This is a genomic window from Klebsiella sp. KE9456, from assembly GCF_043832615.1.
In the GTDB taxonomy this organism is placed as follows: Bacteria; Pseudomonadota; Gammaproteobacteria; order Enterobacterales; family Enterobacteriaceae; genus Klebsiella; species Klebsiella indica.
In genome coordinates, this window is the sequence record NZ_JBDYQK010000022.1 from 47,587 (window position 1) to 69,541 (window position 21,955).

At 53.7% G+C, this 21,955-nt stretch carries 19 protein-coding genes; 5 read left to right on the forward strand and 14 right to left on the reverse strand.

What is annotated here, in order from left to right; genetic code table 11:
• The first annotated feature begins 139 nt into the window (after positions 1 to 139).
• The gene (locus tag ABK821_RS20090) at positions 140 to 955 is read left to right on the forward strand and encodes an AraC family transcriptional regulator (RefSeq protein ID WP_138359598.1); all 816 of its coding nucleotides are present in this window, start codon (positions 140 to 142) and stop codon (positions 953 to 955) included.
• A gap of 142 nt (positions 956 to 1,097) precedes the next feature.
• On the opposite strand, the gene araD is transcribed toward ABK821_RS20090, so the two are convergent.
• The 8 genes from araD to yiaK all read right to left on the reverse strand — a co-directional run bounded on the left by araD (position 1,098) and on the right by yiaK (position 8,749).
• Positions 1,098 to 1,796 carry an L-ribulose-5-phosphate 4-epimerase gene (araD, locus tag ABK821_RS20095; RefSeq protein WP_138359596.1) on the reverse strand — a complete coding sequence of 233 codons (699 nt, stop codon included), beginning with the start codon at positions 1,794 to 1,796 and terminating at the stop codon, positions 1,098 to 1,100.
• Positions 1,790 to 2,650, reverse strand: coding sequence for an L-ribulose-5-phosphate 3-epimerase (locus tag ABK821_RS20100; protein WP_343178540.1), 861 nt, complete (start codon positions 2,648 to 2,650; stop codon positions 1,790 to 1,792). The genes araD and ABK821_RS20100 overlap by 7 nt, the downstream gene beginning before the upstream one ends.
• Positions 2,643 to 3,305, reverse strand: coding sequence for a 3-keto-L-gulonate-6-phosphate decarboxylase UlaD (gene ulaD / locus ABK821_RS20105; RefSeq protein ID WP_343178541.1), 663 nt, complete (start codon positions 3,303 to 3,305; stop codon positions 2,643 to 2,645). The genes ABK821_RS20100 and ulaD overlap by 8 nt, the downstream gene beginning before the upstream one ends.
• Entirely contained in the window at positions 3,302 to 4,807 is a 1,506-nt protein-coding gene (locus tag ABK821_RS20110) for an FGGY-family carbohydrate kinase (protein ID WP_012135719.1), read from the reverse strand. The genes ulaD and ABK821_RS20110 overlap by 4 nt, the downstream gene beginning before the upstream one ends.
• A gap of 90 nt (positions 4,808 to 4,897) precedes the next feature.
• Positions 4,898 to 6,217, reverse strand: a complete 1,320-nt coding sequence (locus ABK821_RS20115) for an MFS transporter (RefSeq protein WP_047460323.1) — start codon at positions 6,215 to 6,217, stop codon at positions 4,898 to 4,900.
• Positions 6,218 to 6,322: 105 nt separating this feature from the next.
• On the reverse strand, positions 6,323 to 7,252 hold the full coding sequence (locus ABK821_RS20120; RefSeq protein ID WP_104868035.1) for a DUF4862 family protein: 930 nt from the start codon (positions 7,250 to 7,252) through the stop codon (positions 6,323 to 6,325).
• A gap of 22 nt (positions 7,253 to 7,274) precedes the next feature.
• On the reverse strand, positions 7,275 to 7,739 hold the full coding sequence (locus ABK821_RS20125; RefSeq protein WP_012135715.1) for a YhcH/YjgK/YiaL family protein: 465 nt from the start codon (positions 7,737 to 7,739) through the stop codon (positions 7,275 to 7,277).
• Between the two features lie 11 nt (positions 7,740 to 7,750).
• Positions 7,751 to 8,749, reverse strand: a complete 999-nt coding sequence (yiaK, locus tag ABK821_RS20130; RefSeq protein WP_071259234.1) for a 3-dehydro-L-gulonate 2-dehydrogenase — start codon at positions 8,747 to 8,749, stop codon at positions 7,751 to 7,753.
• 218 nt (positions 8,750 to 8,967) lie between these two features.
• Here yiaK and yiaJ point away from each other — a divergent pair, with 218 nt between their 5' ends.
• A complete protein-coding gene (gene yiaJ, locus ABK821_RS20135) occupies positions 8,968 to 9,786 on the forward strand; it encodes an IclR family transcriptional regulator YiaJ (protein ID WP_138359582.1) in 819 nt (272 codons plus the stop codon).
• A gap of 117 nt (positions 9,787 to 9,903) precedes the next feature.
• Positions 9,904 to 10,392, forward strand: a complete 489-nt coding sequence (locus ABK821_RS20140; protein ID WP_138359580.1) for a 4Fe-4S binding protein — start codon at positions 9,904 to 9,906, stop codon at positions 10,390 to 10,392.
• An 83-nt stretch (positions 10,393 to 10,475) separates the two neighbouring features.
• Here ABK821_RS20140 and avtA read toward each other — a convergent pair whose 3' ends face one another.
• The gene (avtA, locus tag ABK821_RS20145) at positions 10,476 to 11,732 is read right to left on the reverse strand and encodes a valine--pyruvate transaminase (protein ID WP_142503150.1); all 1,257 of its coding nucleotides are present in this window, start codon (positions 11,730 to 11,732) and stop codon (positions 10,476 to 10,478) included.
• 172 nt (positions 11,733 to 11,904) lie between these two features.
• A complete protein-coding gene (locus ABK821_RS20150) occupies positions 11,905 to 13,935 on the reverse strand; it encodes an alpha-amylase (protein WP_343178542.1) in 2,031 nt (676 codons plus the stop codon).
• Between the two features lie 314 nt (positions 13,936 to 14,249).
• Here ABK821_RS20150 and ABK821_RS20155 point away from each other — a divergent pair, with 314 nt between their 5' ends.
• Complete coding sequence (locus tag ABK821_RS20155; RefSeq protein ID WP_138359574.1) at positions 14,250 to 15,077, forward strand: protein bax; 828 nt, start codon at positions 14,250 to 14,252, stop codon at positions 15,075 to 15,077.
• A 55-nt stretch (positions 15,078 to 15,132) separates the two neighbouring features.
• On the opposite strand, the gene xylR is transcribed toward ABK821_RS20155, so the two are convergent.
• The 4 genes from xylR to xylF form a co-directional block, all read right to left on the reverse strand.
• On the reverse strand, positions 15,133 to 16,311 hold the full coding sequence (gene xylR / locus ABK821_RS20160; protein WP_343178543.1) for a D-xylose utilization transcriptional activator XylR: 1,179 nt from the start codon (positions 16,309 to 16,311) through the stop codon (positions 15,133 to 15,135).
• A gap of 183 nt (positions 16,312 to 16,494) precedes the next feature.
• Positions 16,495 to 17,676 carry a xylose ABC transporter permease XylH gene (gene xylH / locus ABK821_RS20165; RefSeq protein WP_138359570.1) on the reverse strand — a complete coding sequence of 394 codons (1,182 nt, stop codon included), beginning with the start codon at positions 17,674 to 17,676 and terminating at the stop codon, positions 16,495 to 16,497.
• Positions 17,654 to 19,195 (reverse strand): xylose ABC transporter ATP-binding protein, encoded by a 1,542-nt coding sequence (locus tag ABK821_RS20170; RefSeq protein ID WP_138359568.1) that lies wholly within the window; start codon positions 19,193 to 19,195, stop codon positions 17,654 to 17,656. Before ABK821_RS20170 ends, xylH begins: the two co-directional genes overlap by 23 nt.
• 64 nt (positions 19,196 to 19,259) lie before the next feature.
• Complete coding sequence (xylF, locus tag ABK821_RS20175; protein WP_138359566.1) at positions 19,260 to 20,252, reverse strand: D-xylose ABC transporter substrate-binding protein; 993 nt, start codon at positions 20,250 to 20,252, stop codon at positions 19,260 to 19,262.
• Between the two features lie 380 nt (positions 20,253 to 20,632).
• On the opposite strand from xylF, the gene xylA reads away from it, so the two are divergent.
• A complete protein-coding gene (gene xylA / locus ABK821_RS20180) occupies positions 20,633 to 21,955 on the forward strand; it encodes a xylose isomerase (RefSeq protein WP_138359564.1) in 1,323 nt (440 codons plus the stop codon).

Consider the following 21,955-nt stretch of genomic DNA (forward strand, 5'->3'; position numbering starts at 1 on the left):
AATGAAAAAGTATAAAAAGATGACGATTCCGACTTAATTAAAAAAGTGTGATTTTGATCCAGGATAACGCTATTTTAGCGTGAATAATCAAAGGTAATCAGGGTTTTTTATGATGCGGAAAGCGGAAAATTGAATATCTATGCTTGAATTATCCATGTTTCTTCCGGTTAAGGTACAAAACGGCGGGTTGTTTATTTCCCGCGGTATCGGTAGCCATCCGGCGCGCCAGCTTCATTCCTGGGAAATAATTTTTGTCGAAAAAGGGATATTAACGATTCGCGAAAACAACACTGTTTTTAGCGTGAGTTCCGGAGAAAGTTTGCTACTCTGGCCGCAACGTTTACATGTTGGTATCGGGCAATTTCCGGCAGATTTAAAATTCTACTGGCTGCATTTTGAAGTAACGACTGAAGGACACACTTCATTACCTGAACCATTGCTATCTATCCGGCAGCACACGCGAGTCAGTGAGCCTCAGTATATTATTTCACTGTTCCGGCAATTCTTACGCGAACAGGAAAATATTCATCGTAGCGTCGCGCTGGAATTGATCTTGTTGTTAATTCTGCAGCAAATTTCGGCGGCAGCAAGTGAACAACCCATTGATACTCCCGGTAATGCGCTGGCATGGAAAGCGCAGCAAATTATTCTTACTCAGTTTCATCTGCCCATTTCCGCTTCGACGCTAGCGAAAGAGTTGCACTGTAATGCTGATTATCTGGGACGTGTTTATCGTCATGTTTTCCGTCTGACGTTAACTGAAGCGCTGCACCGTCAGCGGGTGAGGGCAGCGGAAAAGCTGCTTATCAGTGATTCCTTATCACTTACGGAGGTGGCGACGAAATGTGGTTTTAATGACGTCGGCTATTTCCGCAAAATTTTCCGCAAGCACACCAGTCTGACTCCGGCAGCGTGGAAGCGTCTTTACTGCAAAGAGCATGTGAATTCGGCGTAGGTGATGCCTCCTTTTGTAGAGGAGGCTGAGAGTTTAGATGTAGATAGTCCCTACACTTCTACCGAACAGCGAGTGGGGCCTTGTTTTACCCACGAATCCAGATATTGCCTGTAGTCCTGTCCAGGAGAAGCTTCTGCGGGCATCAGTTTTGCCCGTAATAGGCGTTCGCGCCGTGTTTACGCAGATAATGTTTGTCGAGCAATTCTGGCTGCATATCCGGTAGCTGCGGCGTGAGCTGGCGGGAAAACAGCCCCATATAGGCGCACTCCTCAAGCACCACGGCGTTATGCACGGCGTCAGCGGCGTCTTTCCCCCAGGCGAATGGCCCGTGTGAATGGACTAATACCGCCGGGATCTGCATTGGGTTCAGACCGCGTTCTTCAAAAGTTTTGATGATTACCTCGCCCGTCTGGTATTCGTATTCCCCTTTAATTTCCTCCACGGTCATCAGCCGGGTACAGGGGATTGCGCCATAGAAATAGTCGGCATGCGTGGTGCCCCAGGCGGGCAGGTCAAGACCCGCCTGCGACCAGATCGTTGCATGGCGGGAATGGGTATGTACAATTCCGCCGATCTGCGGATAACGACGATAGAGCGCCAGATGCGTCGGCGTATCGGACGAGGGCTTTTTGCTGCCTTCAACGACCTTGCCGCTGGCGATCTCCACCACCACCATATCGTCGGCGGTCATGACGTCATATTCAACGCCGGAAGGTTTAATGACCATCAGTTTTCGCGTTTCATCGACGGCGCTGACGTTACCCCAGGTGAATGTCACCAGATGGTGTGCCGGAAGCGCCAGATTGGCTGCCAGCACCTCGGCTTTTAACTGCTCTAACATGTGAATCCTCCTTCCTGCATACGCGCTTCTATCCAGCGCCGCGCCTGGATAATTTCCAGCACCGGCTCTTTGGCCTTTTCCGTCCACATCTCAATCAAAAACGCGCCACGGTAGTTCAGCTCATGCAGCGTTTTGAAGATGCCGACAAAATCCACGCACCCTTCGCCGAACGGCACGTCGCGGAACTGACCGGGGCTGTTCTCGGTCACCGGCTGCGTGTCTTTCAGGTGGATGGCGGCGATGCGGTCAATACCGAGCTTCAGCTCAGCGGCGACGTCGTTGCCCCAGGCGCTGAGATTGCCGACATCCGGGTAAACGCTAAACCACGGCGAGGCGAGCAGCGCGTCCCATTTTTTCCATTTGCTGATGGAGTTCATAAAGGCGGTGTCCATGATTTCCACCGCCAGCATCACCTGCGCCGCTGCGGCTTGCTCCACCGCCCACGCCAGCCCTTCGGCAAAGCGTTGTTGCGTACCTTCGTCATGTTCTTCGTAATAGACGTCATAACCCGCCAGTTGAATGGTGCGGATACCCAGATCGCGCGCCAGGTGAATCGCTTTGGTCATGATCTCGCGGGCCCGCTGGCGTACGGCTTCATCGCGACTGCCGAAGGGAAAGCGACGATGCGCGGACAGGCACATTGACGGGATGGCCACGCCGGTTTCCAGCATGGCGGTCACCAGCGACGCCCGCTGCGTGGGGCTCCAGTCCAGGCGCGACAGGCGTTCGTCGGTCTCATCCACCGACATTTCGACAAAGTCAAAGCCGCAGCTTTTCGCCAGCACCAGGCGCTCCGGCCAACTGAGGTCTTTTGCCAGCGCTTTTTCATAGATACCTAACGGATGATTACGCATGCTGCTCTCCCCAGATGGCGTTAATTTGCGCGTGGAACCCGGCTGCAACCTGCGCCGGATGCGCCGCCCCTGCCAGCGCGCGTCCGGCGATAAATGCTTTGACGCGAATATCTTTAAACAACGGCAGATCGGCAGGCGTAATGCCGCCGGTAATCGACAGCTCCAGGCCAATGTCAGAAAGCGCCTTCATCCGCGCCAGATCCGAGTCTCCCCACTGCTGTCCGCTGGCCTGCGCGTCGCGCCCACGGTGGTAAATCGCCTGGCGCACACCGGTGCGATACCAGGCGCGGGCATCGTCCAGCGTCCAGTTGCCGAACAGCTCCATCTGAATTTCACCGCCGCAGGATTGCGCGACGGCATGGCCTTTCTCCACCGTGGCGAGCGGCGCCGCACAGATAATCGTCATCCAGTTGGCGCCGGCGGCAAAAGCCTGCTGCGCGAGCGTTTCGCCCGCATCGGCCACCTTCCAGTCGGCAACGATGATTTTATCCGGGCACTGGGCGCGCAGCGCTTTCACCGCGCCCAGCCCCTCGGTTAAGCAGAGGATGGTGCCAGCCTCAACGATATCGACGTGGTTCTGTAACAGGGCGACATCGCGAAGCGCCGCCTGAAGGTTGGTGTGGTCGAGCGCCAGTTGCAGTAATGGTCGGCTCATAATGCGTGCTCCTTAATGCGGGCGTGGTAGCCCTGTAATGCCTGAATCAAATCCTGGTATTGGTGGTATTTGCGCTGATAAAGACGGTGTGCGGCCATGTCGGGCATCAGCGTGCGTACCGGGTGCCGTAAGGCGTGCTGAGCCTCGCTGAAACTGCGGTATACGCCGGTGCCGACGCGGGCGGCGAGCGCGGCGCCAAAGCAGCCGGTCTCTTCAACCTGCGGCAGTTCGATGCGCAGGCCGCTGACATCCGCCAGCATCTGCATCCAGACGTCGGAGTGCGCCGGGCCGCCGGTTACGCGCAGGGTGTGCGCCTCAGTAAAGCGTTCGCGCATACGGTTGAGATGGGTCATGTGGCTGAACACCACCCCTTCGTAAATGGCCTGTAGCAGATGCGCGCGGGTATGCAGCGCCTGCATGCCGTAAAAGCCGCAGGTCATCTCCAGCCCGGCATTGCTGCCGTACAGAAACGGCAGGAAAAAGAGTTCGCCGCTCGCTTTTGGCAGACTGGCGACGGCCTGGTTGATCTCGTCAAAAGAGAGTTCGCCCCACTGGGCGGTAAACCATTCAAGATTGCCGGATGAGGTAGGGCTGGCTTCGTGAACGATGTACTGCCCGTCGTTGACGTAGCGGCCATAGACATAAGGGTGCGCTTCGTGGTCGCGCAACCCCTCGGTGATCCCGCTGGTCACCGCCCAGGTGCCCATCACCGCGTTGAGGGTGAATTCATCTTCAATACCGGCGCAGAGCGCGGTGGAAACCACGTCAAACAGACCGCCGACGACGGGCGTGCCCGCCTTCAGACCGGTGATGGCGGCTGCCTGAGCAGTGATCTCCCCGCATATTTCGGCTGACCCCATAATGGGGGGCAGCGCATCGTCGATTTCACTGATGCCCAACCATTGGGTCAGGCGCGGGTCATACTGCCCGCTGCTCATGTTGTAGAGGTTGGACTCAGAAATGTTGCTCTCTTCGCACCCTTTTATGCCGGTTAAGCGCCAGCGCAGATAGTCATGCCCCATCATCACGCAGCCAATTTGTGCGTAACGTTGAGGGTCGTTCTCTTTAATCCAGCGCAGCAGAGAGGCGGGATGCCCGGTCCACAGCGTCTGGCGGGTAACGGGGTAAAGCTGTTCAGGAATGCCGTCCTGCTGCCAGCGCTGGACAATCTTCAGCGCCCGGCGGTCGGAAGAGAGAATGGCGCTGCCCAGCGGCTGATCCTGCCTGTCGAGCAGAAACAGTCCTTTACCCTGAGCGGAGATACCGACGCCTTTAATTTGCTCGCCGGAGATGCCTGTACGCTGCAAAAGCCCGGTAATGGTGGCTGCACACTGTTGCCAGAGCTGGTGCATGTCGCGTTCGGCGTAACCCGGCAGTGGCGTTGCCGTCTGTAACGACTGCCGGTTGATCCCATGCTCATGACCTTTGGCGTCATACAAACCGGCTTTCAGATAAGTACCGCCACAATCGATGCCCAGCCAGAAGGCCTCTTTCTCTCTCATCTTTCATGTCTCATTTTTGCCGGATGGCGCCACGCTTATCCGGCCTACGGGTTTTGTAGGCCCGGTAAGCGCTGCGCCCCGGGCATGGTGTTACGCGGCGTGTTTACGCGGACTCATTGTCTTTGCCGGTGTCGAACCCGCATCGCATTTCGCGGGCAGCAACAACGCCAGCAGCGCGGCCAGCGCCAGGGAGATCGCCAGGCAATAGACGCCCGCATCTTTGCTGTACAGCGTGATCAGTACGCCAACCGCGTAGGGGCCGCAGAAGCCGCCGAGGTTGCCAAGCGCGTTGATAACGCCGCGTGCGCCGCCCGCCATCTCGGCGCTGAACAGACGTGCCGGGATCGTCCAGAAAACGCCCGCCGCCGATTGCAGGAAGAAGCCGCAGCCGACCAGCGCGGCATAGGCCAGCCAGATTTGGTTTTTCAGCGCCACCGACAGGAACATGCACAGGGCGAAGCCAATCAGCGGCAGGCAGACAAACAGTTTGCGTTTACCCGTGCGGTCGGATAGGAAAGAGAACAGGAACATCCCGGCGATCGCGCCGACGTACGGCAAAATGGCGAGCATGCCGACTTGCCCCATGCTGCTGTGGGTCAGCTCTTTGAGGATGGTTGGCAGCCAGAGGGTGTAACCGTAAATCCCGGTCTGATAGAAGAAGTTCAGGGCGATAAGTTGCCACATGGTTTTGTCGGAAAGGACCGCGCTGAGAGAGGCGTTTTTGACTTCGCTTCCGGCAATGGCTTTCTGTTCTGCGGCGAGGGTTTCCACCAGATAGTTTTTTTCCGCCCCGGAGATCCAGCGGGCTTCCTGCGGCCGGTCATAAATGGTGTACGCCCACAGCACCAGCACGACGAGAGAGAGCAGACCTTCAATAATGAACAGCCAGCGCCAGTCGAGTACGGTGATTATCCAGCCGGAGAGCGGGGCGGTGATAATCCCGGCAATCGGCACAAACATAATCACAATGGCGTTCGCACGACCGCGTTCAGCATCCGGGAACCAGTTGCTGATCATCGTCAGTACGACGGGCAGCATGCCGCCTTCCGCCACACCCAGTAAGAAACGCAGGGCAAGCAATTGATACTGGTTGGTGATTAAGCCTGTGAGGACGGAAATGACCGCCCAGGCAACCAGCGACCAGCCGATAAATTTCTTGCCGCTGCCGTGAACGGCGATTTTGCCGCCGGGAACCTGTAAGAACAGATAGCCGATGAAGAAAATCCCGCCAGCCAGACCGGCCATAGTGGCGGAAATACCTAATTCGGCATCCATTCCGCCAGGCATCGCGAAAGCAATATTCACGCGGTCCATATAAGAAATAATACAGGTAATCAGAATGGGCGGAATAATTCGCAGCCAACGCTGACGAGGTATATCTTTTTCTGTAGGGCGAGAGGTCATATTCATCTTCGTATTCTCGTAAAGTAAGTATTCTGGCGATGAAAAGTAAATTATTTAATGCCTGATGACGTTTTGCTTATCAGACCTACGCCGCCATCCGGCAACGTCTTATTATTTGGCGTTATTTAATGCCGTAATGCCGTCGCGTAATATCGCTACGCGGTGACTGACGTCGGCATTAGCGTTAATTTCCAGTAACTTAATACCCATGAATTGCAGAACGTCTGTTCCTGCGCAGGTCAGTAATTCACGGGCATGTTCTTGCGTCATCATGCTGTCAGGGCAGAAAGGCGCGAAAGGCGCATGTAAATCCTGCCATTCGCCGTATTCACCGCTTTGCGTTGTACCGGAGAACATCAGCGCGCCGAGTTTACCGGCCTGTTTTACCTGCTGCGTATGGGTTAGTGGCAGGGTGGTGTTGCGTCCTTCAATGGCGGAACGCGCCCAGTTAATGCAAACGCTGATGTCGTAGTCGGCAATTACCTCCAGCACGTTGTCCAGAGGCAGGAATCCTTTGCGCGGCGCGGCGCTGGTCATCGCGTCGCAGTGTTCCAGCACCAGGTCGCACGGCCAGTCCCAGCCAGCGATCTCTTTCACTGAACGGGCAAATGCGTCCGTTGCCTGCGCGACGTTTGGGTTATCGGCCAGCGGTGCGGCGTGCAGCTCAAGCGCGATCACTTTCCCGGCGCTTGCCGCGTTGATTGTCGTGATCTTCTGGTAAAGGTGGCGATAGTACGCCACACAGGCCTGACGCTGATCTTCATTGCTGGAGGCCAGCCCAAAGCCGCGGTTTTCACCGCGACGGCGCATGGTTTCCATAATCGCCGTCACGACGATTTGCCAGTTGCCTGGCGTATGGCGCAATAACCACGCGTCGCCGAGTGGGTGAAGATGTTCAAGGCAGGGTTGCTCCAGCCCACGAATATCAGGAGTATCGGAGAGTTGCCGCCAGAATTCCTTCTCTTCCTCTTCACTCTTTTGGTGAAATGAGGGTGCACAGGGATACGCACCGATAATATAACCGGTATTGTTCGTTTTCATGTTGTGCTCCAAAGATAACGTTTTATAAAGCGGATATTGCCACTTTAACGACGATTTTCCGTATGGGTGTCGCGACCGTTTTATTGCAGCCAGGGCGATGAACATCCTGCGGGAAAAAAATAGCGTAGCTTCCCGGAACCATTTCAAAGAAAGATTCATGTTCACTGTCGTGATAGAAAATAATATCGCGCTGTTCTAATAACGATTCGCTGATTTGGTTATTACCGGTGTCGATGGCAACTCCTATTTTTTCTTCACCCCAGGCGAGAAACTGAATATCCAGATAACGGCGATGAACTTCTGGACGGTTTTCAGCCGCAGTGCGGGTGGTTAAATCAATTATCTGGGCAAAAATATTTTTGCCGTCGATTTCCACCACCCCAGGGTCCAGCGTGCGAAAGTCGGTGGTGCGTAAGAAATCGAGCGCCTTTTCAATCGCGTCTGGCAGACGACACGGATTGGGCTGTGCGATATGTCCAAATATCATGCTATGCTTCCTTACAGCGCCTGGATTTTGGCCCATACGCTGTCATCGACGGTGATGCCGTTGCGGCGATTCTCATCCCGCAGCCGGGTAAATTCGTGGCCTGGCAGACGGATTGCCACGTTCTCATCGGCGCGCTCAGCGGTGGTGACGAAATCCATAATGCGCTGGAGTTTGGCATCGCGCGTGGCGCCATCAATCAACTTATCGACCTCAATAGCGATGAAGATCTGCGAAACGCCGTATTCGTCGCTGTTTTCCTGGGTAACTTCGGCAACGGAAGCGCCGTCGGAAAGCAGGGTGGCGATCATATCCAGCACAATCGACAGACCAGACCCTTTCCAGTAGCCCATCGGCAAAATGCGGCGATTTTTTTCGATCACGCCAGGTTCTTTGGTCAAATTGCCTTCATCGTCGAACCCGCCGTCTACCGGCAGCTCACGTCCCGCCAGCCGGTTTACCTCTAACATGCCGTAGGAGAACATCGACATCGACATATCGATCATGGTGATTGGCGATGAAGGGATGGCGACAATCAGCGGGTTCGTGCCAATGCGGCACTCTTTTGACCCCCACGGCGGCATCACGGCGATAGAGTTGGTCCAGCAGATGCCGATGTAGCCTTTTTCCGCCGCCTGCCAGCCGTAGCTGCCGCCGCGCATCCAGTGGTTGGCATTGCGTAACGCCACCAGGCCGATGCCGTGGTCGGAAGCCAGTTCAATGGCGCGATCCATCATTTTTTTCGCCGTCAGATTGCCGATGGATCGCTGAGCATCCCACTGCTCAATAGCGCCAAGGCTGGTGATGCGCTGCGGTCTGGCATCAGGAATGATGTCGCCATTATCCAGTTGCTGAATGAAACGGGGAAAGCGATTCACGCCATGCGAATAGACGCCGGATTCTGTGGTACGGGCAAACATCTCTGCACAGGCGTCAGCCGTTTCCGCCGCAACGCCGCGCGCCAGCAGCACCCGATTGAACGCCTCTTTTAACTGCTCAAAAGTCACTTTCATTCCTGCTTCTCCCGTTTATTTTTGACCGCTTTTTTATCTTTAAATTTCACTATGCGAAATCTGATTTCAAATATAGCGATCAAATTTTGACAGATCAACGGGGTGGTCTATTTTTTAAAATCATCAAAATCAAATAGTTGTGTTTTTTCGGTTCAGATCGTGAACTGAAACACACTTTGCGCTACCATCAGAGCGCGACGAAAAGGGGAGCGGAAGCGATGGGCATAAAAGAGAGCGAAATGACGCAAGAAAAAGAGAGGCCAGCCGGTAGTCAGAGCCTGTTCCGTGGTTTGATGCTGATTGAGATCCTCAGTAACTACCCGAACGGATGCCCGCTGGCGCACTTGTCTGAACTGGCAGGGCTGAACAAAAGTACCGTGCATCGACTACTACAGGGATTGCAGTCCTGCGGGTATGTCACCCCCGCGCCTGCCGCCGGAAGCTATCGTCTGACCACTAAATTTATCGCTGTCGGGCAGAAAGCCCTGTCATCGCTGAATATCATTCATGTGGCTGCGCCGCATCTTGAGACGCTGAATATCGCCACTGGCGAGACCGTCAACTTCTCCAGCCGCGAAGACGATCATGCCATCCTGATCTATAAGCTGGAGCCGACCACCGGCATGCTGCGCACCCGCGCCTATATCGGTCAGCATATGCCGCTGTATTGCTCTGCGATGGGGAAGATTTACATGGCGTTCGGCCATCCTGACTATGTGGAACGTTACTGGAACTCTCACCAGGATATTATTCAGCCGTTGACCCGGAATACCATCACTGGTCTGCCTGCTATGTATGATGAGCTAGCGCAGATCCGTGAACGTAATATGGCGATGGACAGGGAAGAAAACGAGCTTGGTGTTTCCTGTCTGGCGGTGCCCGTTTTCGATATTCACCGACGGGTTCCTTACGCTATTTCCATCTCCTTATCAACATCACGCCTCAAGCAGATTGGAGAAAAGAATTTACTGAAACCGCTACGTGATACGGCAGAGGCGATTTCTCGTGAGTTGGGATTTTCCGTGCGAGAAGACTAAGGCAAATGACCATTTATCCCGGATATTGGCGAGAAAAAGCGGCTGACTCCATTCAGGATCAAGGCGCGCGAGGGTTTTTTTCTGGCACTCTGCATTTTTATCCACAATGGAGCAAGGATGAATCGGTTTATTATCGCAGATGCGCAAAAGTGCATCGGTTGCCGTACCTGTGAAGTTGCCTGCGTGGTGTCCCATCAGCAGGATCAGGACTGTTCTGGCGTAACCCCAACGCGCTTTATGCCGCGGATCCGCGTGGTGAAAAGCGATAGTTTCTCGACTGCGACGCTGTGCCATCAGTGCGAGGATGCCCCCTGCGCGAATGTGTGTCCTGAGGGTGCAATTCAGCGTGAAAACGCGGTCTGGCGGGTGGATCAGCGCCGCTGTATTGGGTGTAAAAGCTGCATGGTGGCGTGTCCTTACGGGGCGATGACCGTGATGTGGATGGATGAGGGCATCCAGGCGCTGAAGTGCGATTTGTGCAGCCATCGCGAAGAGGGCCCGGCTTGCGTGGCAGCATGCCCGACCCAGGCGCTGCACTGTATGGAGCCGATGGAGCTGGAAAGAATGAGCGCCGAACGCCGCCAGAGAATGGCGCTGGCGATGTAGTGTCCAGCAACGTGTTTCCGTAGCCCGGTTAAGCGTAGCGCAAACCGGGAATATTCCTCAATTCCGGGCTACATGATGCGTCATTACGCGTCCTGCTCACGCCAGGCGCGTTCAACTTCTTCGGCAAGGATCTTCACCCCCGCTTCAATCTTCTCCGGGTCTGGCACATAGTTCATGCGCATGCACTGGTGCGTATGTGGCCATGGCTTATCCAGCCCCGGGAAGAAGTAGTCGCCCGGCACCATCAGAACACCGCGTTGTTTCAGGCGCTGGTACAGCAGCTCGGTGGAAATGGGCAGATCCTTAAACCACAACCAGAGGAAAATCGCACCTTCCGGCTTGTGGATCAGGCAACGATCTTCCGGTAGATAACGGCGAATAATGGCGATAGTTTCCTGGACACGCTGGAAATAGAACGGCTTAATTATCGTCTCCGAAAGTCGCAACAGATCGTTGCGTTTAATCATCTCACACATCATTGCAGGCCCTATACCACCGGGGGCGAGGCTGATAATGCCGTTCATATTACTGATGGCGGAGATGGTTTTTTCGTTGGCAATAATAATCCCGCAGCGGCTACCCGGCAGACCCAGTTTGGAGAGGCTCATGCACAGGACGATGTTTGGGTTCCACAGCGGCCGGGCATCGCTGAAAATGATCCCCGGGAACGGAACACCGTAGGCGTTATCAATAACCAACGGGATACCGCGCTGGTTAGCCAGCGCATCCAGCTTGATCAGCTCATCGTCGGTAATGACGTTACCGGTCGGATTGGTAGGACGGGAGACGCAGATCATTCCCGTCTCGTCCGTCACCTGCAAATGCTCGAAATCCACATGGTATTTAAACTGGCCTTCCGGCAGCAGTTCGATATTTGGACGAGTCGCGACAAACAGATCTTCTTCAAGGCCGGAATCGGCATAGCCGATGTACTCAGGCGTCAACGGAAACAGGACCTTACGGGTAGTTCCATCCGCCCGGCGGCCAGCAAAGAGGTTAAACAAGTAGAAAAATGCGCTCTGACTGCCATTTGTTAGTGCAATATTCTGTGGCTCAATCTCCCAGCTCAGCTCCTCGCGCAGCATTTTCGCCAGCAGGGAGAGCAGCTCGCTTTTACCCTGCGGGCCGTCATAATTGCACAGCGCATCAAGGGCTTTGCCGTTATTTAGCATGTCGGCCAGCAGGCTATGGAAGTAATCATTCATTTCCGGAATCTGTGCGGGATTGCCGCCGCCCAGCATAATAGCGCCCGGTGTGCGCAGGCCGTCATTAAGGTCTTCCATCAGGCGGGTAATGCCCGAGTGACGGGTAAATTTGTCGCCAAAAAGTGAAAATGTCATCGCGATTAGTCTATCGGTATCCCTGGAAAGTGGGTAACCATAACGCCAGCGCAGACAGTGTGCAAATCGAAGTATCAGGATGATGCTTTGTTTTTATTCTTATATATCGTCTATTTTTAGATGTTTATTCTGATAAAGCGCCCCGATAGCCGGGGCGTCGCGGGGCAGCAAGTTACTGCTGTCCAGCCCATACCACCATTACTTTGTCATCACCGTATTCGCGGATAAAAGCGTAGCCTTTTGCCATCGGTAGTGTGGTTTGTTTACCCATGCCGATGGCTGGATGACGAGCGCGAAACTGGCCCAGTTTTTCCCAGTGGGCGACGCTGCGTGCGGCCTTGCCGCTGACATCCTGCCAGTTCATATCTGAACGCGTGCCCTGTAGAGGATCGGAGCCGGTCGGGCCGAATGGCCGTGAGGACTCGTCGCCATAGAATATTTGCACTGCGCCTGGCGCCAGTAGCAGCAGTTCCGCTGCGGAACTGCCACCCTCACGAAACAGGCTGGTATCGTGAGAGGAAATGTAGCTTAATACATTGAAATTCTGCAATTTATCCGCCATTTGTTGCCAGGTCAGATCCATATTGGCCATGCAGCTTGCCGCTTTTGCCGCCTGATCCTGATAATCAAAATTCAGCATCGCATCAAAGCCGTGGCGATAATAATCGCTCTGCATCACCCCATGACCCCAGGCCTCGCCGGTCATCCAGAACGGCGCCTTATCCAGCGCTTTACCCGGGTTGGCGCTTTTCCATTCAGCCAGCGCTTGTGTGGCCTGGGTTTTTAATTGCTGCCAGGCGGCCTGTTCTACGTGTTTAGCGGTATCAACGCGGAAACCGTCGATGCCGTAATCGCGAACCCATTGACTGAGCCAGTGGGTCAGGTAATCGCGCGGCGTATAGCCGGGGATCGCTTTCGCTGCGGTGTCCGGTTTATGACGATAGAAATTTGGCAAACCAGAAGGCTCTGTAGATTCGGTTTTCACGTCCGGCAGGAAGGCCAGCGACATCGTCAGGTCATCAAAGCCGGGGTTATCGTAGTCACCAATGTCGGTGCGGATCCATTTTTTCCCCCACCATTTCTCCCATCCGGTTTTATCGCTGAAGTTGATGTAATCGTTAAAACTGTGCCAGCTCTGGCCTGCGTGAGGCGTCCAGTTGGTCCAGTGGGCGCCGAGGGTCTTTTTCAACTCATCGCCATGAATGTACAACGCGCCAAACTGATACTCCTGCATATCGGCCAGGGTCGCATAACCGGTGTGATTCATTACCACGTCGAACAGAATACGTATCCCCCGCTTGTGGGCTTCATCGACGAGACGACGGAGATCGTCTTCTGTACCCATATTGGCGTCCAGTTTTGTCCAGTCCAGGGGATAATAGCCATGATAGGCATAGTGGGGGAAGTCACCTTTGGTGCCGCCGCCAACCCATCCGTGGATCTGTTCCAGCGGTGAGCTAATCCACAGGGCATTGACGCCGAGCTGCTGGATATAATCAAGTTTGCTGGTCAAGCCTTGCAGATCGCCGCCGTGGAAGGTGCCGATTTCCTGCATGCCATCTTTGTGGCGGCCATAGCTATTGTCGTTAGCCGGATTACCGTTAACAAAGCGGTCGGTCAGGACGAAATAGACCGTCGCATTGTGCCAGTTGAACGGCGCGGCGGTTTGCGTCTCTGCGCGCTCAAGCAGCAGCAGACCATTGCTGTTAAGTGCTGGCTGGAGGGTAATTTTACCGCCTTTTACGGTCGCGATATTACCGCTGTAGAAATCGCGAACTTTACTGCCTTCGGCAAAGGATTTGCTGACGTCAATGGTCAGCGGTTTACCATCCCATTTCGGGCACTGCTTCAACTGGGGCGCGGTGGCGGAAACCTGTTTCTCTGCCAGCGAGATCATCAGGGTCGGTGTACCCGAGCGGGTATCGACTTCCAGGGTATAGCGGCCATCGCGGAACACACGCCATTGTGGCGGCGTATCACGACAGGGCTCCAGAGAGAGCATCTGGTTAAGTTTTATCGCGCCAGCAGGCTGCCAGCACTGCTGACTATCATTAATGCGCAGCGGCCGCGTTCCCTTTGTTACCTCGGTTTGACTGATAAATCTGCCGGTACCTTCTCCGGTAAAGGCGGGGAAATCGGCGGTTGTCCAGGCGGCGAAGGCCATCCCAGGCAACAATAACGGTGCAAGCGCTACGAGTTTCATTCCGGAGTTCCTGTAAGCGGTGTTTTGCTCAGTTTGCGCGTCAGCTCGTTTGATGAACTCATCCCGCCTGCGATTTTTCAGGGAGGATGAAAAGGGGTGAGTGATCTCGCTCAAAAAATAAGCAAAAATGAGATGGCGCTAGCATTTTTGCCTCTTTATAGCGGTGCAGAAATCCATTTCAGGTGACAGCTTTTCAGAATTGGACTATTTCTGAGGGTGCGCGATCTGGGTATTTTTGATACTATTCGCGATTCGTTTATCTATTTTTATGAAAAATAAGGCGTTGGAATGAGTGTATCCGACCAGGAGACCTAATGATATCGACTCCCATACGACGATATGGGGCTACGATACTCATGTTATTTACCTGTCTATTTTCAGGTAGTGTGCTGGCAGTAACGCACACAGCAACAACGAGTGATAAAGCCTCAGTTATCAAGAAGAAAAGTGCCGTTAAAGTTAGTAAGGTAAGCAGTAAACAAGAGTATTCTCGCAATAGTGTAAAGAGCAGTTCACTTCCTGATTTGCGAAAATACCCTTCCGGGACACCAAGGAAAAGGGCGTTTCTCCGGACGGTAATGCCTTATATTACGAAGCAAAACCAGATGATCACCGCCGATCGTAACTGGCTTGTCTCTAAGCAGTACGATGTTCGCTGGTCGCCGGCTGAGCGTGCGCGTCTGAAAGAGATCGCCTCACGTTATAAAGTGAAGTGGTCAGGCAATACTCGCCATATTCCATGGAACTCGCTGCTTGAGCGCGTCGATATTATTCCGACCAGCATGGTGGCAACGATGGCGGCGGCGGAAAGCGGCTGGGGAACATCCAAACTGGCGCGGGTTAATAATAATCTGTTTGGCATGAAGTGTGGCGGCGGTAACTGTCGTGGCGCGATGAAGGGCTACTCTCAGTTTGATTCTATTGAGCAGTCCGTTCAGGCGTATGTGAGAAATCTGAATACGCATCCGGCTTATTCGTCGTTCCGTAAATCGCGGGCGCAAATGCGTAAGGCCGATCAAGAGCTGACCGCCAGCACGATGATTCATAAGCTGAAGGGCTATTCGACCAGAGGGTCGAGTTACAACAACTATCTCTTCGCCATGTATCAGGATAACCAGCGGTTGATTGCCGCCCATATGTAATCACTGATACAGGTTTAATGCCCGACGCGTAAGCGCGGGCATTTTTCTTTGTGTTCTACATCATCACTTCGCTATGCCGGTCGCGATACTCCTTCGGCGTTACATCGTACTCTTTCTTGAAGACCGAATAGAAATATTGCAGCGATGGGTAGCCGCATATCTGTGAGATCTCGTTAATCGACAGGGTGGTGGAAACCAACAGGCTGCGTGCTTTTTCTAACTTTTCGCTGTGGATCACCGTATGAATCGTCTCGCCCACTTCTTCTTTGAAGCGTTTTTCAAGATTGGAGCGAGAGATACCGATGGCATCCAGCACTTGCTCAACTTTGATCCCCTTGCAGGCGTTATTGCGGATATAGTGCATCGCCTGAATCACTGACGGATCGGACAGCGAGCGGTAATCGGTGGAGCGGCGGCCGATCACCCGCATCGGTGGAATAAGCTGACGCTGAAGGGGTAACTCTTCGTTTTCCAGCAGACGGTGCAGCAGTTTTGCCGCCTGATAGCCCATCTGGCGGGTGCCCTGGGCAACGGACGACAGGGCGACGCGTGACAGGTAGCGGGTGAGCTCTTCGTTATCAATGCCAATAACGCACAGTTTTTCCGGCACCGGAATATGCAGCAGTTCGCAGGCCTGTAATATGTGGCGCGCGCGGGCATCGGTGACGGCGATAATACCGGTGTGTGGCGGTAGCGTTTGCAGCCAGTCAGCGAGGCGATTTTGCGCATGCTGCCAGTTTTCCGGCGCGGTTTCGAGCCCCTGATACACCACGCCGCGATACTTCTCTCTGGCCACCAGTTGACGGAAAGCATGCTCGCGCTCGGCCGCCCAGCCTTTGCAACTGGTGGCGGGCAGACCATAAAAAGCAAAGCGGTTGATGCCTTTTTCCTTCAGGTGGAGGAAGGCGCTCTCAACCAGTGCGGCGTTGTCGGTGGCGATATAGTGAACGTTCGGATAACATTCCGGGCGATGAAAAGAGCCGCCAACGCCGACAATCGGCACATCAACGTCGATCAGCAGATTTTCAATTTCCGGATCGTCGTAATCGGCAATAACGCCATTACCTAACCATTCCTTAATATTTTCAATTCGCGTGCGGAAATCTTCTTCAATGAAGATGTCCCATTCCAGTTGCGATGCCTGTAAATATTCACCGACCCCTTCAACGACCTGTCGGTCATAGGCTTTATTGGCATTGAATAACAGCGTAATACGATGGCGCTTTCCAAACATAGTGTTGTTCCTGGTCTCTCTTACCGACCATACAATACTGGCCAATGCCCGGGTTATTTCAAGCGATCAGCACCTAAGAGATCTCCCTGTGAGGACGATTTTGCTTGTTCTTTTGAACCTGGGCAGGTTTATTGTTGAACGCTCCCTCGAAGCGGTCCGAGGGAGAAGAGAAACGCGCCACTATCAACTGCGTCGTTTCGTTGCTGAATCCATCCATACCGCCAACAATAAAATGACGCCTTTAACGATGTACTGCCAGAATGTGGCGACGTCCATCATGCTCATGCCGTTGTCCAGCGCGGACATAATAAACGCCCCCATTACGGCCCCCGCAACGCTGCCTACGCCGCCCGCGAGGCTGGTACCACCGATGACGCAGGCGGCGATGGCATCCAGTTCCGCGATGTTACCGGCAGAAGGCGAGCCGGCTCCCAGACGCGAACTAAGAATGAGTCCGGCGATAGCCACCATCAGGCCATTAATGGCAAATACTGCCATCTTGGTTCGTTCAACACTAATACCGGATAGACGCGCGGCCTCCAGATTGCCGCCGATAGCGTAGATGCGCCGCCCGAAAGCAGTGCGTGTGGCCATAAACATCCCGGCGAGCAGCAGCGCGGTGAGAATAAGTACCGGCGTCGGTACGCCGCGATAGTCATTGAGCAGCCAGATAGCGCCCAGCACGATAATGGCGGTCATTGTCTGGCGGCCCACGGTCAAGGCCGATGCCGGCGTTGCCAGCCCTAACGCCTGACGCCGCATGCGACTGCGCCATTGCCAGATGATAAAGAGAGCCATTCCTGCCACGCCGATAGCAAAGCCAATACCATCAGGCAGGTAGCTTTGACCAATTTGCGACATTGCCGCGCTGGTGGGGGAGACGGTGGTCCCGTTGGTGATGCCTATCAGAATACCGCGAAACGCCAGCATACCGGCGAGAGTAACGATAAACGAAGGCACTTTGCGATAGGCGACCCACCAACCGTTCCAGGCGCCCAGCAGCAGGCCAAGCGCCAGGGTGACCACGATCGTCAGCGGTAACGGCCAGCCGAACCAGACGTCAAAAATCGCCGCCGCGCCGCCAAGCAGGCCCATCATCGATCCGACGGAGAGATCGATTTCAGCGGAAATAATCACAAATACCATGCCAACCGCGAGAATACCGGTGATGGCGGTCTGGCGCAGCAGATTGGAGATATTGCGCGCGCTCAGATAAGCGCCTTCGGTGGTCCAGGTGAAAAACAGCATAATCGCCACGATAGCGGCGATCATCACGAAGACCTGGAGGTTCATCCCTTTGAGTCCGGACAGCGCGCCTGAGGCGGATGGGGTGAGTTTGATTTCAGACGACGTGTTCTTCGACATGGCGTTCGCTCCTCAGCGCGGCTTCCATCACCTGTTCCTGGGTCAGGTTCTGGTTGATTAAATTGGCTTTCAGTTTGCCTTCATGCATTACCAGCACCCGGTCGCTTAGTCCCAGCACTTCGGGCAGCTCGGATGAAATGACGATGACGGCAATCCCCTGTTGCACCAGTTGGTTAATCAGCTTGTAAATTTCGTACTTGGCACCGATATCAATGCCGCGGGTGGGTTCATCAAGAATCAAAATGCGTGGGTTCAGCAGCAGACAGCGGGCGAGTATTGCCTTTTGCTGATTGCCGCCGCTGAGACGACCGATCGCCAGCTCCGGTGAGGAGGTTTTGATTTTGAGGCGCTGGATGGATTGCTGAATGCAGTGCTGCTCGCCGGCGTCGTCAAGGCTGCTCATCGGGCCGGTAAACTGATTCAGGGCGGCGAGGGTGATGTTTTTGCCTACCGCCATCACCGGCACGATACCATCCTTTTTTCTGTCTTCAGGTACCATGGCAATGCCCTGCGCGATGGCTTGCTGGCAGGTGTGAATGTTGACCTGCTGGCCGTCAATAAAGATTTTTCCCTGCCAGCGGCCCGGCCAGACGCCAAACAGACACTGAACCGCTTCGGTGCGCCCCGCGCCAACCAGCCCTGCGATGCCCAGAATTTCTCCACGGCGTAATGAAAAAGAGATGTCGTTGACCCGTTTAATATGGCGGTTGACCGGATGCCAGGCGGTTAAGTTTTCCACTCGCAGGATTTCGTCACCGCAGCGGTGGGCTTCATTTGGATAGAGGGCGGTAAGCTCCCGACCAACCATCATGGTGATAATGTCATCTTCATTCATGCCGTCAGCATGACGAGTGCCGATATGCTGTCCGTCGCGAATGACGCAAATCGTGTCAGAGATGGCTTTGACTTCATTGAGTTTGTGAGAAATGTAAATACAGGCGATACCGTGGTTTTGCAGATCGCGAATAATGTTCAGCAAAATCGCCGTTTCTTGTTCGGTTAAGGAGGCGGTGGGTTCATCAAGTATTAACAACCGCACCTGCTTGTTCAATGCCTTGGCTATTTCAACCAGCTGCTGCTGGCCGAGGCCTAAATCTCCGACGCGAGTATCAGGAGAAATGGATAAATTGACCTGGGCCAGCAGCTTCTCGCAGCGCAGGGTCATGGTTTCATAATCCAGCAGACCATGGCGGGAAATTTCCACGCCGAGGAAAATATTTTCCAGGACCGTCAGATGTTTTACCAGCGCCAGCTCCTGATGAATGATGGCGATCCCTTTGCGTTCGGTATCGCGAATATGGCCAGGCCGTAGGGTTTCCCCGGAAAAAATAATTTCGCCTTCATAGGTACCGTGCGGATATATCCCACAAAGTACCTTCATGAGTGTGGATTTACCTGAACCGTTTTCTCCACATAACGAGACCACTTCCCCGGCGTTAAGCCGCAGGCTGACATTATCAATCGCCTTCACTGTGCCGAAGGTTTTGCTAATGTTTTTCATTTCAAGTAACCAGGACATATCTACTCCGCATCAGCAATATCCGGCTGGATGAGGTTAGCGCCCCGGAAAGGGGCGCCTGCGTTCACAGCTCGCTCTTTTTGTGGAAGCCGTCTTTAATTACCGTCTGCTCTATATTGTCTTTATTCACCTCAATAGGCGTCAGCAGTCGTGATGGGACATCTTTTAGCCCATTATTGAGCGTGGTGTCGGCCTTCGGCTGTTTATCGTTACCCAGTTCGACGGCGATCTCCGCCGCAGTGGTGGCAAGGGTGGTAATCGGCTTGTAGACGGTCATCGTCTGGGTTCCGGCGATAATGCGTTTCACGCCGGCGAGGTCGGCATCCTGGCCAGAAATCGCCACTTTACCCGCCAGCCCCTGGGCGCTTAAGGCCTGAATGGCGCCGCCGGCGGTGGCATCGTTAGAGGCGACGACCGCATCAATTTTGTTATTGTTGGCGGTCAGGGCATTTTCCATGATTTTCAATGCATTTTCTGGCAACCAGCCGTCGACCCACTGATCGCCAACGATCTTAATTTTCCCGGCATCAATATAGGGTTTAAGGACCTTCATTTGCCCGGCGCGGAAAAGCTTCGCGTTATTATCAACGGGTGACCCGCCCATCAGAAAATAATTGCCCTGAGGCACTTTATCGACCAGGCTTTGGGCCTGCATTTCCCCCACTTTTTCGTTATTAAAAGAGATATAAAAATCAATATCTGCATTATTAATAAGACGATCGTAGGCCAGGACCTTAATTCCTTCCTGTTTGGCCTCCTTAATGACATTACTCAGTACCTGGCCGTTATAGGGAATAATAACCAGAACATCGACGCCGCGATTGATCATATTTTCAATTTGCGACATTTGCGTTTCTTCGTTGCCATTGGCTGACTGAACAAATACTTTTGCGCCTAATGATTCTGCTTTGTTGACAAAAATATCGCGATCTTTTTGCCAGCGTTCAAGACGCAGGTCATCAATAGCCATACCTATTTTAACTTCTTTCGCGATACCCGACAGGCTGGTCAGGAGGAGTGAGGCGCAGAGCGTTAGACAAAGGTTCTTTATCTTCATAATAATAACACCTTTTCTGTAGAGTGCAGGATAAACGAACGATAAAACGAAGCGGCCTGATACACATTGACACTGCGGATTCTTAACCCAGGAAAGAACCTTGGCAATTATCTATGCTTATTTTAGAGTTATGAAATTTTGTTTATTTGTGAATTTATGATCGCGATCTTATTTTAATAATCAATGATCCGCCTATTTCATCGTACTCTCTATATGTCAGTAGCAAAATCAGAGCGTCAGGTATTATTTTTGCGACCTGGCGCACGTTTGTGGATTCTCTCAATTACGGTGTGAAATAACGTAATTGAGGAAACTAAAAAGAGAATTCTATATTGGGCTATGACTTATTCCTCGCCGCACCCCTGAATATGGAGCTCATTATGCAGACCTATTTCGATCAACTCGATCGCGTTCGTTATGAAGGCCCGAAATCCGCTAATCCACTGGCTTTTCGTCATTACAACCCGGATGAGTTGGTTCTGGGTAAACGTATGGAAGAGCACCTGCGCTTTGCGGCCTGCTACTGGCACACTTTCTGCTGGAATGGCGCTGATATGTTCGGCGTCGGTTCTTTCGACCGTCCGTGGCAGCAGCCGGGTGAAGCGCTGGAGATGGCGAAACGTAAAGCTGATGTCGCGTTTGAGTTTTTTCACAAACTGAACATTCCCTATTACTGTTTCCATGATGTTGATGTTTCTCCGGAAGGCGCGTCGCTGAAAGAGTACGTTAATAACTTTGCGCAGATGGTTGATGTTCTGGCGGCGAAACAGCAGCAGAGCGGTGTCAGGCTGCTGTGGGGCACGGCGAACTGCTTTACTCACCCGCGTTACGGCGCTGGCGCGGCTACAAACCCGGACCCTGAAGTGTTCAGTTGGGCGGCGACGCAGGTCGTGACGGCGATGGAGGCAACCCATAAACTGGGCGGCGAAAACTACGTTCTGTGGGGCGGTCGTGAAGGTTATGAAACGCTGCTGAATACCGACCTGAGACAGGAACGCGAACAGATCGGCCGCTTTATGCAAATGGTGGTTGAACACAAACACAAAATTGGCTTCCAGGGAACGCTGCTGATTGAGCCCAAGCCGCAGGAGCCCACCAAGCATCAGTATGATTACGACGCATCCACCGTGTATGGGTTTCTCAAGCAGTTTGGCCTGGAAAAAGAGATCAAACTGAACATTGAAGCTAACCACGCGACGCTGGCAGGCCATACTTTCCATCACGAAATTGCCACGGCGATCGCCCTCGGTCTGTTTGGCTCTGTCGACGCGAACCGCGGCGATCCGCAGCTGGGTTGGGATACCGACCAGTTCCCGAACAGCGTCGAAGAAAACGCGCTGGTGATGTACGAAATCCTTAAGGCGGGCGGCTTTACCACCGGCGGCCTGAACTTTGATGCTAAAGTTCGTCGTCAGAGCACCGATAAATACGATCTGTTCTACGGCCACATTGGCGCGATGGATACCATGGCGCTGGCCTTGAAAGTGGCGGCCCGCATGATTGAAGGCGGTGAACTGGATAAGCGTGTCGCCAAACGCTATGCCGGCTGGAATGGCGAACTGGGTCAGCAAATCCTCAAGGGCCAGATGGATCTCGCCGATATTGCCCGGTATGCGATTCAGCACAACCTGGCGCCGCAGCATCACAGCGGTCATCAGGAGCTGCTGGAGAACGTGGTTAACCGTTATCTGTTTGATAATTAA

Excerpts from the sequence above, each read along its gene's own strand:
- ABK821_RS20090 (WP_138359598.1), top strand. The coding sequence starts at position 140 with ATGCTTGAATTATCCATGTTTCTTCCGGTTAAGGTACAAAACGGCGGG.
- araD (WP_138359596.1), bottom strand. The coding sequence starts at position 1,796 with ATGTTAGAGCAGTTAAAAGCCGAGGTGCTGGCAGCCAATCTGGCGCTT.
- ABK821_RS20100 (WP_343178540.1), bottom strand. The coding sequence starts at position 2,650 with ATGCGTAATCATCCGTTAGGTATCTATGAAAAAGCGCTGGCAAAAGAC.
- ulaD (WP_343178541.1), bottom strand. The coding sequence starts at position 3,305 with ATGAGCCGACCATTACTGCAACTGGCGCTCGACCACACCAACCTTCAG.
- ABK821_RS20110 (WP_012135719.1), bottom strand. The coding sequence starts at position 4,807 with ATGAGAGAGAAAGAGGCCTTCTGGCTGGGCATCGATTGTGGCGGTACT.
- ABK821_RS20115 (WP_047460323.1), bottom strand. The coding sequence starts at position 6,217 with ATGAATATGACCTCTCGCCCTACAGAAAAAGATATACCTCGTCAGCGT.
- ABK821_RS20120 (WP_104868035.1), bottom strand. The coding sequence starts at position 7,252 with ATGAAAACGAACAATACCGGTTATATTATCGGTGCGTATCCCTGTGCA.
- ABK821_RS20125 (WP_012135715.1), bottom strand. The coding sequence starts at position 7,739 with ATGATATTTGGACATATCGCACAGCCCAATCCGTGTCGTCTGCCAGAC.
- yiaK (WP_071259234.1), bottom strand. The coding sequence starts at position 8,749 with ATGAAAGTGACTTTTGAGCAGTTAAAAGAGGCGTTCAATCGGGTGCTG.
- yiaJ (WP_138359582.1), top strand. The coding sequence starts at position 8,968 with ATGGGCATAAAAGAGAGCGAAATGACGCAAGAAAAAGAGAGGCCAGCC.
- ABK821_RS20140 (WP_138359580.1), top strand. The coding sequence starts at position 9,904 with ATGAATCGGTTTATTATCGCAGATGCGCAAAAGTGCATCGGTTGCCGT.
- avtA (WP_142503150.1), bottom strand. The coding sequence starts at position 11,732 with ATGACATTTTCACTTTTTGGCGACAAATTTACCCGTCACTCGGGCATT.
- ABK821_RS20150 (WP_343178542.1), bottom strand. The coding sequence starts at position 13,935 with ATGAAACTCGTAGCGCTTGCACCGTTATTGTTGCCTGGGATGGCCTTC.
- ABK821_RS20155 (WP_138359574.1), top strand. The coding sequence starts at position 14,250 with ATGATATCGACTCCCATACGACGATATGGGGCTACGATACTCATGTTA.
- xylR (WP_343178543.1), bottom strand. The coding sequence starts at position 16,311 with ATGTTTGGAAAGCGCCATCGTATTACGCTGTTATTCAATGCCAATAAA.
- xylH (WP_138359570.1), bottom strand. The coding sequence starts at position 17,676 with ATGTCGAAGAACACGTCGTCTGAAATCAAACTCACCCCATCCGCCTCA.
- ABK821_RS20170 (WP_138359568.1), bottom strand. The coding sequence starts at position 19,195 with ATGTCCTGGTTACTTGAAATGAAAAACATTAGCAAAACCTTCGGCACA.
- xylF (WP_138359566.1), bottom strand. The coding sequence starts at position 20,252 with ATGAAGATAAAGAACCTTTGTCTAACGCTCTGCGCCTCACTCCTCCTG.
- xylA (WP_138359564.1), top strand. The coding sequence starts at position 20,633 with ATGCAGACCTATTTCGATCAACTCGATCGCGTTCGTTATGAAGGCCCG.